At 62.0% G+C, this 8557-nt stretch carries 9 protein-coding genes and 2 pseudogenes; 1 reads left to right on the top strand and 10 read right to left on the bottom strand.

Features of this window, described 5'->3' with window-relative positions; all coding sequences use genetic code 11:
- Nucleotides 1-325: 325 nt before the first annotated feature.
- From BP737_RS13430 to BP737_RS13410, 5 genes and pseudogenes are all read right to left on the bottom strand, one after another.
- Nucleotides 326-1033 (bottom strand): annotated as a pseudogene (locus BP737_RS13430) (M48 family metallopeptidase).
- 54 nt (nt 1034-1087) lie between these two features.
- Nucleotides 1088-1285 (bottom strand): ATP-binding protein, encoded by a 198-nt coding sequence (locus BP737_RS13425; protein WP_292408181.1) that lies wholly within the window; start codon nt 1283-1285, stop codon nt 1088-1090.
- Nucleotides 1267-1470, bottom strand: coding sequence for a hypothetical protein (locus BP737_RS13420; protein WP_292408179.1), 204 nt, complete (start codon nt 1468-1470; stop codon nt 1267-1269). The genes BP737_RS13425 and BP737_RS13420 overlap by 19 nt, the downstream gene beginning before the upstream one ends.
- Before the next feature lie 302 nt (nt 1471-1772).
- On the bottom strand, nt 1773-3938 hold the full coding sequence (locus tag BP737_RS13415) for a thioredoxin domain-containing protein (RefSeq protein WP_292408176.1): 2166 nt from the start codon (nt 3936-3938) through the stop codon (nt 1773-1775).
- A 289-nt stretch (nt 3939-4227) separates the two neighbouring features.
- Nucleotides 4228-4530 (bottom strand): Hsp20/alpha crystallin family protein, encoded by a 303-nt coding sequence (locus BP737_RS13410; RefSeq protein ID WP_292408173.1) that lies wholly within the window; start codon nt 4528-4530, stop codon nt 4228-4230.
- A 161-nt stretch (nt 4531-4691) separates the two neighbouring features.
- Between BP737_RS13410 and BP737_RS13405 the strand changes: the two genes are divergently transcribed.
- Nucleotides 4692-5081 carry a hypothetical protein gene (locus BP737_RS13405; protein ID WP_292408171.1) on the top strand — a complete coding sequence of 130 codons (390 nt, stop codon included), beginning with the start codon at nt 4692-4694 and terminating at the stop codon, nt 5079-5081.
- Here the strand turns inward: BP737_RS13405 and BP737_RS13400 are convergent.
- The 5 genes and pseudogenes from BP737_RS13400 to BP737_RS13380 all read right to left on the bottom strand — a co-directional run.
- Nucleotides 5056-5301, bottom strand: a complete 246-nt coding sequence (locus tag BP737_RS13400; protein WP_292408167.1) for a 4Fe-4S binding protein — start codon at nt 5299-5301, stop codon at nt 5056-5058. The two genes, BP737_RS13405 and BP737_RS13400, sit on opposite strands and share 26 nt — an antisense overlap.
- Nucleotides 5298-5825, bottom strand: a complete 528-nt coding sequence (locus BP737_RS13395) for a 2-oxoacid:acceptor oxidoreductase family protein (RefSeq protein ID WP_292408165.1) — start codon at nt 5823-5825, stop codon at nt 5298-5300. The genes BP737_RS13400 and BP737_RS13395 overlap by 4 nt, the downstream gene beginning before the upstream one ends.
- Nucleotides 5818-6930, bottom strand: coding sequence for a transketolase C-terminal domain-containing protein (locus BP737_RS13390; RefSeq protein WP_292408162.1), 1113 nt, complete (start codon nt 6928-6930; stop codon nt 5818-5820). Before BP737_RS13390 ends, BP737_RS13395 begins: the two co-directional genes overlap by 8 nt.
- Entirely contained in the window at nt 6924-7805 is an 882-nt protein-coding gene (locus BP737_RS13385; RefSeq protein WP_292408159.1) for a thiamine pyrophosphate-dependent enzyme, read from the bottom strand. Before BP737_RS13385 ends, BP737_RS13390 begins: the two co-directional genes overlap by 7 nt.
- 377 nt (nt 7806-8182) lie before the next feature.
- A pseudogene (locus tag BP737_RS13380) lies at nt 8183-8557 on the bottom strand (phenylacetate--CoA ligase family protein); the annotation flags it as partial.

The raw sequence follows: 8557 nt of genomic DNA, 5'->3' as shown, positions 1-8557 counted from the left end.
AACGAAGTTCTTCGAAAGGCATCTCCCTCCCGGCTGAGGTGTTTCGGGATCACCTCCCCATATAAGTTGCCTTACAAATCAACGGACGTTGACATATGGGAGGTTGTAACCTCTAAGTCAACCGGACGTAACTCAGAGCCCGCACGGAAATATACGTCAACCCGGATTGACGTAGCGTCGATACATTTCTCCCGGAGTACGTCGTGTTGACGTGGAGCGGTGTTTTCGCTTACTGTTCGCGCGTTCAACAATTTTGAAGCATACTCCACGTTCGAGAACGTCTTCACCCGTTTTCCCAATAACTTCGCTTGTTCCAGCGGATGCTCTATATACTCACAGGAAGGTGTTCACACCGGCATCGTTTCAGTAGTTCCAGGTCTCGTGGCTTAACGGCGCCTGATTGAGCACATCGCGATAGTGTCGCCACTGTGGCATGAACCGATCCATCAGGTCCCTCTGACCGGCCGGTGTGATTCCGCTCCAGCAGATGGACCATCTCATGGACGACAACGTATTCGAGACATTGAACCGGTTTCTTCGCAAGCTCCAGATTCAGCCAGATCCGTCGGGCCTCAATGTTGCAACTGCCCACCTGGTCTTCATTTTTTTAACCCCCCCAGTCGTCCACCGTTACCCCGAGCGTCTCCTGCCACACGTTGATCAGAGGCGGAATCAGAGCCTTGAGTTCCTTTCGATACCACTTGAGCATGACCTGTTCGCGTTTGACAGCGTCGCTTCCAGCCGGAACATACAGATCGATCCTTATCTTATTGCACACCTCAACCCGGGACGGGCCTGCACCCTCGACGACGTTCAGCAGATAGCGTTTGCCGAGGTAGTAGCGCGTCTCGCGGTAAGTGTACTCTCGCGGGCTCTGGCGTTCCTGGGCCCTGAATCGGGTTTGCTGCCGTTTGATCCACGGCAGTTTTGTGATCACCGCCAGCCGCACCACTTCGTCGTCCACGCGTAACGGCGCCGCCACCCGAATCCGGCCCTCGGGAGGGTACACCCCGAGATGCAGGCCTGTTTCCATCGCCGGATCTGCCATTCAATTCCTTTTGGCGTGATGCCGATTCGCTCATCAGGGTCAGGTTCTTCTCCCTAGTTTCTTCCCTGGTTTCGCCGGCACCGAGCCGTGGGCCTGCCGGAGTTTCTCGAGCGTCAGAGACGGCGGGAGCGTGCCCGGGTTCCAGACCTCCAGCCGGTCGGCAAAGAGCATCACCTGGATGCTGCCGTTACTGGTGTAGTCGCGGTGGGCGACGGCGTTCACGATCGCCTCTGCCACCACCTTCTTTTGGGGATCTCGTAGCGCACCGGCGCCTGCGGCCCGGCCTTCCGGGTGCCCACTGAGAGGGCGATCTTGCTGAGGACGAAATCCACCGCCGCGTCCACGAGATCGAAGACCGTGCCCTTGTAGACCAGGTAGGACGGGATCGGTTTGGCGACCTCGGTGCCGCGGAAGTGGCGCACTTGATCTCGGAGGAGATCAGAAACCGTTGCGGCTGTCTTCCGAAGAGGAGGACCGCCGCGTTTGTCATCTGCCCGTTATCAAGCAGGTTCAGGTGCTGCAACGGGTCATGGTGGGAGGCGTCGGGGGCGAGGGGGAACCGGCGGGTCGCTCTGGCCGTGCGGATGAACCACGCCATCCGTTCGGGGTCCAGGAGCCGGGATGTCCTCGAAGAACCTCCGCATCAATGCACCACATCCATAAGGGTCTCCCCCCTCCCCATATCGACCCCGTTTCGCATCATCGTACAGCCTCCTTTGCGCCGTCAGATGATCGGTTCCGGCGACCGCTCCTTCGACCCGATAAGCCGCAGCATCTCGTCGATATCGGTCGTCGGGATATCGCAGGCGTAGTTGGTGCAGACGTACGCCGTCGCCTTCCCCTCGATCATCTCGATGTCCCGGGTGAATCCGGCAATCCCGGCAATCTCCGGACTCTCCTCTTCGGCGGGGCGGAAGATGACGAGGCTGTCGGGTGAGTAGTGCGAGCGAACGGCACGGATCATCGCCGTTGTGTCCTCGGCGTCACGAATCCCGGTGACGATCACCTCAAAGTTCGGTCCCAGCATGAACTCGAGACCGGTGAGGAAGTGTGCGTGGGCGGTCGGGGCCTCGCGGACGGTATCGGCAAAGGCGGTCTTCACCCGGTTTGCCGTCTCCTCGAGTTCAAGGTTCGCCGTCATCCGCCCGAGGGCGAAGATGGCGTACATGGCCACGCTGTTCCCGGAGGGGATTGCCCCGTCGTAGACTCCTTTCTGGCGGACGGGGGCGTCCCCGTCGTCCGGAGAGAAGAAGAATCCTCCCCGGTCGCGGTCCCGGTAATGAGCGACAAGGTCCCGGGAGAGTTCGACGGCGGTCCGGAGGTAGCCGGGAGAGAACGAAGCTTCATAGACCTCAAGGAGAGCCCGGAGCATAAACGCATAATCGTCGAGGGTCGCGGTGATCCCGGCTTCGCCGTTCCGATAGCGGTGGAGGAGCCGCCCGTCGGGCCGGCGAAGGTTCGCAAGGACGAATGAAAGCGCTTTCTTTGCCGCGGCCAGGTAACCCGGATCGTCGAAGACCTGGGCCGCCTTCGCGAGAGCGGCGATCATGAGTGCGTTCCAGTCGGTGAGAATCTTGTCGTCCTTTGCCGGGCGGACGCGCTTTTCCCTAGCCGCAAAGAGTTTCTGCCGGGCATCCTCCACGAACCACGCGAGGTCCTCTTCCGTTGTCGAGAACTCATGGGCCCACGACGCCAGCGGGCGCCGCAGGCGGAGGATGTTCTTGCCCGTCCTCCTCCCGCCGGGCCGTTCCCGGTAGTTCCCCGGCTCCGTGACGCCGAAGATCCGGGAAAACCGCTCCCCGTCCTCCTCCCCGAGGACCCGGAGGACCTCGTCCTTCGTCCAGAGGTAAAACTTCCCCTCCTCCCCCTCGCTGTCCGCGTCTTCCGCCGAGTAAAACCCTCCGGCAGGATCGGTCATCTCACGCAGGACATACGCGATCACCTCCCGGGCGGTCCGGGCGAACTCCTCTCTCCCCGTCGCGAGGTAGGCCTCCGTATACGCTATGACGAGAAGCGCCTGATCGTAGAGCATCTTCTCGAAGTGCGGGACGAACCATTCCGCATCCGTTGAGTAGCGGTGAAACCCGTAACCGATCTGGTCGAAGATCCCGCCGCGCCGCATGGCGTGCAGCGTCTTCTCGACCATCGCGTATGCCGGCTCTTTCCCGGTCCGGCTCCCGTACCGGAGCAGGAATATGAGGTTGTGCGGGGTCGGGAACTTCGGCGCATCCCCGAACCCGCCGTTCTCCCCGTCGAAGACCCGGAAGAAGGTTTCGTAGGCCTCATCGAGGGTAACCTCGGAGAGTTCGCCCTCTCTCGGCGGGGTGCGGGCCGCGTTCTGTATCGCTTCAAGCACCCGGCTCCCGGCCGTCTCGAGTTCCTGCCGCTGGCTCTGCCAGACCTTGCTGATCCGGGGGATGAGATCCAGGAGACCGGTCATCCCGTAGCGGCTCTCCTTAGGGATATAACTCGCTGCAAAGAACGGTTTTTTGTCGGCGGTCATGAAGATGGATAGCGGCCATCCCCCTGTTCCGGTCAATGCGTAAGCCGCCGCCATATATACCTGATCGATATCCGGCCTCTCCTCCCGGTCCACCTTGATGCAGACGAAGACACTGTTTAAGAGTTTTGCAACCACGGGGTCCGCAAACGACTCCTTCTCCATGACGTGGCACCAGTGGCAGGCCGAGTAGCCGATGGAGAGGAAGATCGGTTTGTCCTCCTCCTTTGCTCGCATAAAAGCCTCATCGCCCCAGGGATACCAGTCGACGGGGTTATGGGCGTGCAGGAGCAGGTACGGGCTTTTCTCGTGGACCAGCCTGTTTGAAGGCGCCTCCTCCCGCACCGGTGCTCCGGGTGCTTCCGGTTCATGTCCGCGTGCCGGGTTCATACTTCTGACGTGCGGATGCAGGCTAATAAAGGTGACTCTTCCCGATGGAAGGGGGGCTCCGGATGGGACCGCCCGGAACTCTCTTCGCGTGGGTTAACCGCGTAGCGAACGGCGATACGCCCTCACGCGGAGGCGTGAAGCCCCGTCGATCGGTGCCTGTTGCTCCCCTTCGGGGAAGCCGCACTTCGCGTGGGACTCCGATGCCCCGAAGACTTTCGGCGGGATGACTCCTGACGGGAGGGTTTCTCCGGATTCAAAAAAAAGAAGAGATTTTGCCCGCGGAGTCCCCTCACTCCGCTATGGGGATCTCCTTCGTCTCCTCCGCAACCGGCTGGACGTAAGGGACGTCCACGGCTAAAAGGCCGTTCCTGAAGGTTGCCTTCGCCTTGTCGGGGTCTACGGGGCAACCGACCGCATAGGTCCCGACGTAACGGACGTCGCCGCGGATTGCATCGATGGAGAAACTGGTCTCCTGCATCTTGAAGGTGATGTCCTTCTTCTCGACGCCGGGCAGTTCAATCTCAATGTGCAGGTTCTCTTCATTCTCATCCGAGTAAGCACAGACGTAGGGTGCGACTCTCAACGCTGCCATCTCATAACCTCCTTGACGGCAACAGAGGTGCGGGTGTGCTATTTAACGTTTGTCTTTCACCATGTTCCGGTCTGTGCGCGGCAGGTAGCCGGTCGCCCCGCGGGGTGGAGGGCCGCCCTCCGGAACGGAGGTTTTATCTTCGGGCCGCCAAGTGTCATGTCATGAGCGAGCGGTTCATCTTCACCCGGCACCGCACCCGCTGCTATCATTGCGGTGAGATTGCCGACCAGGTCATAAAAGCGGTCTCCGCACAGGCACAGGTGATCTGCTCCGCCTGCGGGGTGACGCGGATCTTCGTCCCGCGGTTTGAAAACGCCGGAGCGACCGGGGTCCGCACCAGTATCGGGCGTTACGGTGTCTGGGAACTCGAGGCCGGCGCCCGGTGCAAAAATTGCGGAGTCACGGGGCCGCACGACCTCGTGATCGGGAGCAGCCACTTCACGACCCGGTGCCGGAACTGCGGCTACACCCACTTTTACCGGTTCAGCCTTGAGTATGTCGCCACCTGCCCCATCGACGATGGGGTCAGCGCTCCTCCCGCACCATGGTGATGGCCTGCTTCGGGCACTCGTTTGCGCAGACGCCGCATCCCTTGCAGTAATCGAGATCGATGTTCAGTTCCCTGTCGATGACCCCGTCCGGGCAGTACTGGGCGCAGAGCCCGCAGGCGTTGCACGTCTCCTTGTCCACCACGGGCCGGAACGTCCGCCAGGACCCCGTCTTCCCCGAAGAAGCCTCCGTAGGTCTGCTGAGCGCAAGCCTCTCTCTCATGCCCGCACCTCCTCATACGCCGCTTTAGCGGCCTTCACGTTCCGTTCGTCGGCAAACATCTCGCGGATTGCTTTTTCCGCCGACGGGAGGGTGATGATGCCCATCTTCGCGAGCGCCCCGAGCACCGGGGTGTTGAGGATGGGGCTCCCGGCGACCACAAGGTTCTGTGCGAGCGCGATCCCGGTCAGGTCGACGTAGGAGCAGGTCCCGTTGCATCCGGGGAGCGCGTGGGCGCTGTTCAGGAGGACCGTCCCATCGGGTTTGAGGCCCTGCAGGACGTCTACAACATCCATGATGCTCGTATCAAGGACGATCACGAGGTCCGGCTCGTGGATCTGACTGTAGATCTTGATCGGCCGATCGTCGATCCGGACAAACGAGACGACCGGCGCCCCGCGCCGCTCCGCCCCGTAGAACGGGCAGGCGGTTGCATGTTTTCCGTCCCGGAATGCTGCGAGGGCGAGGAGCTTTGCAGCGGTGACGCCGCCCTGCCCGCCCCGGGAGTGGATTCGTATCTCATACACGGTCGCTCACCCCGAACCAGGTCTCCTCACCGGGATGCCGGTTCCGAACAAAGTCGGCGATGTCGTTGTAGGTGACCTCCTGACCGCCGAGGCCGGCGATCACGCTGTAGGGCTCGACGCCCGTCTTCGCCCTGACGGCATGCGCAACCACGCCGCCGAAGCCGAAGGAGTAGTCGCGGTCGATCACCACGACCTCCCGGCCGGCAAGGTCGAGGTCCGGGAAGGGGCGGAACCAGCGCAGGCGCATGGAGCCGGCCCGCAGTCCCTCGTCGCGGAGACGGTCGACCGCCACCTCCGCCTCTTTGCCGAGCGTCCCCATGGCGACGACGACGACGTCGGCGTCCTCACACCGGTAATCCTCGGTCGGGCCGTAGGAGCGGCCGAACCGCTCTGCGAATTCGCGCTCGACGTCCGCGATCACGCCCCGGGAATCGCGCATCGACCGCTCGATATCCCAGCGGAACTTGAAGTAATCATTCGAGAAGGTCATGGGGCCGTAGACACAGGGGTTCTTTGTATCGACGGCGTGCGGGAGATGGTAGGGGGGCAGGAAATCGCCGACCTCCACGGTCTCCAGTGACTGCATGATGTGGCTGAGCGCGAACCCGTCCAGGTTAACCATCACGGGGAGAAGGACGCCCTCGTTCTCGGCGATCCGGAACGCCATCAGGGTGGTGTCGTAGGCTTCCTGGACCGTGCTCACAAAGACCTGCAGCCACCCCGTGTCGCGCTGGGAGAAGGCATCGCTGTGCTCCGCCCAGGTGTTCCACCCGGGCCCGAGCGCCCGGTTGACGTTCGCCATGACGATCGGGAGGCGCGCGCCCGCCGCCCAGTGGATCATCTCGTGCATGTAAAGGAGACCGTGCGAGCTCGTCGCCGTGAAGGTGCGGACGCCCCCGGCGCTCGCCCCGATGCAGGCGGCCATGGCCGAGTGCTCGCTCTCCACCGGGATGTACCGGCCGTCGAGTTCTCCTGAATTGACGTACTCCGCGATCTGCTCCACGATCTCGGTCTGGGGGGTGATCGGGTATGCGGCGACGACGCCCGGCTTTGCGTTCCTCACCGCGGCGGCAACCGCCTTGTTGCCGGTTGCAATCGTCAGCATGCGCCTGCCTCCTCGCGGGAAAACCGCTGGATGTTCCGTTCCACCTGCTGACGCATCTCGTTTAAGACTTCCTGGCTTAAGTTCTTGAACCGGCCCTGGCCCCGCAGGTAATCTTCCAGGGGTGCGGGTTTCTTCATCGCCGTCTTCGACGGGCCGCTGATCGCGAGTTTTCCGAGCTCACGTTCGTAGAGGATCCACGTCCCGGTCTTCACCGCAAGTTTCCCCATCTCGACCGTCTTCTCCGTGGGGTAGCGCCAGCCGGGCGGGCACGGCGCAAGGATATGGATGAACTTCGGCCCCTCGACGGAGAGCGCCTTCTTCACTTTCTTGTAGAGATCGATGGGGTAAGCGCTGCAGGCGGTCGCCATGTAGGGCGGGTTGTGCGCCTCGACGATCCGGTCGAGGTCCTTTTTCGGCGTCGGTTTGCCGCCGGGCGTCGTGGTGGTGCGCGCACCGAGGGGCGTTGCACCCGACCGCTGCATGCCGGTGTTGCCGTACGCCTCGTTGTCGTAGCAGATGTAGAGAAAGTCGGTCCCGCGCTCAAAGGCCCCGGAGAGCGACTGGAGCCCGATATCGACCGTTCCGCCGTCGCCTGCGTAGACGATGACGTTGGTCTTTTTCCCGAGCGACCGGAGAGCGTTGCTCATGCCGGAGGCGCAGGCGGCGGCTGCGGCAAATGCTATGTTATAGACGGGCACGTTCATCGCCGTGCCGGGGTAGGCCCCCTGGATGACGCTGGTGCAGCAGGCGGGCACGACCAGAACGGTATCGGGACCGGCCGCCTTGAGCACGTAGCGCAGACACAGGGAAGAACTGCACCCCGCACAGGCGGACGTACATTTATAGAGATACTCTTCCTCTGGAATCGCGGACACTTGTTTACACTCCTCTCATTTACCTATCTGTCATCATTTGTAATGAGGGTATTGCGGTTCCGGCCGTGATCCGCCGGCCGGCCCCCGGCAGAACGACCGGAAAAACGGGCGAGAATTGAGTTATGCGCCGGGGACCGGGACCGGGACCGGGTCGGGCGACGTCGGGGCCATCCGGGCTTCCGCATCCATCGAGCGGGGAGAGCGGGATGTGGCACTGGACAGAAGGGCGTCAACCACCCCCTCCTCGCGTCGAGGGGCTCGGCCCATGATCCTGAAGATCCGGACCGCCGTCTCCAGGAGAGGAAAGAGGCCGTTCTGGTGTATCCGGCAGGGTAACTCTCGTCGTTCCCCCCTCATGTAGCCCTGTGCACGGCCTCTCAGATCAGATGGCCCCACCGATCTAACGGCAGGTCCTGTATCAGGAACCGGTACTTGCCGCGCCGGGTGCGGGGGATCTTGCCGACAAAGCGGATGGTCACGTCCACGCCGTTTTCAAACTTTCTTCCGAGTTCGCGGAGGATGCGTTCCGTATCCCGGTAGGTATACCCCGGTTTTTTCACGATCCGCATCAGAACCTCTCCTTTCTTACTCTGGTAGAACTGAAATTGTGCAACGTTGTCGAAGACACTGGAGTGCATGTTCACCGCCGTCATTGATATGAGCCGATGATCCTTCGTCACGATGAAGTCCTGCACCCGTCCTTCCACCCTCTCGAGCAGCGGATAACTCCGCCCGCAGGTGCAGGGGTTCCC

This window comes from Methanoculleus sp. UBA291 (assembly GCF_002499755.1).
Taxonomy (GTDB): Archaea; Halobacteriota; Methanomicrobia; order Methanomicrobiales; family Methanoculleaceae; genus Methanoculleus; species Methanoculleus palmolei.
Note: the sequence above shows the minus strand (reverse complement) of the source record. Positions and strands in the feature narration are given on the sequence as shown.

Coding starts and splice junctions, on each gene's coding strand:
- BP737_RS13405 (WP_292408171.1), top strand. CDS start 4,692: ATGAGCGAGCGGTTCATCTTCACCCGGCACCGCACCCGCTGCTATCAT.
- BP737_RS13415 (WP_292408176.1), bottom strand. CDS start 3,938: ATGAACCCGGCACGCGGACATGAACCGGAAGCACCCGGAGCACCGGTG.
- BP737_RS13400 (WP_292408167.1), bottom strand. CDS start 5,301: ATGAGAGAGAGGCTTGCGCTCAGCAGACCTACGGAGGCTTCTTCGGGG.
- BP737_RS13410 (WP_292408173.1), bottom strand. CDS start 4,530: ATGGCAGCGTTGAGAGTCGCACCCTACGTCTGTGCTTACTCGGATGAG.
- BP737_RS13390 (WP_292408162.1), bottom strand. CDS start 6,930: ATGCTGACGATTGCAACCGGCAACAAGGCGGTTGCCGCCGCGGTGAGG.